Consider the following 440-nt stretch of genomic DNA (forward strand, 5'->3'; position numbering starts at 1 on the left):
TGAAGGTGTTTTTATTACGGGGCAGGATTGAAGAATGGAAAAGCTATTAGACGCGTACAAACGGATATTACAGGAAGTTGACGCCCAGTCATTTAACCTGAATGAAGATAAATACTCAGGCGTCTTTTTACCCGTGCCGTTTGAAGAATACTGGCATTCACCGATAAAAATCATGCTGGTTGGACGTGAAACCGCAGGCTGGAATACGCTGAATGGTAAGAATACGATATCACGGGTGTTGGGACTTATACCTGACGTCACCATCGGGCAGGTGGTTGAAGAAGCTGTAGATCGTTACAGGAATCATCTTCCGGTACAAAATGATGGCACCACCAACCTCAAATCACGTAGCCGCTTCACGCAATATCATTTCAGGCTGGCCCGGGAGCTTAATATTCTTCCCCAGGCAATCGTGTATGCCAATCTACTGGCGTGGGATT

Annotated in this window: 1 pseudogene; it reads left to right on the forward strand. The window is 46.1% G+C overall.

Going from position 1 to position 440, the window contains the following annotated elements:
- Window positions 1-34: 34 nt before the first annotated feature.
- Window positions 35-440, forward strand: a pseudogene (locus tag GJV78_RS24320) (hypothetical protein); the annotation flags it as partial.

The organism is Intestinirhabdus alba (genome assembly GCF_009711095.1).
GTDB classification, from domain to species: Bacteria; Pseudomonadota; Gammaproteobacteria; order Enterobacterales; family Enterobacteriaceae; genus Intestinirhabdus; species Intestinirhabdus alba.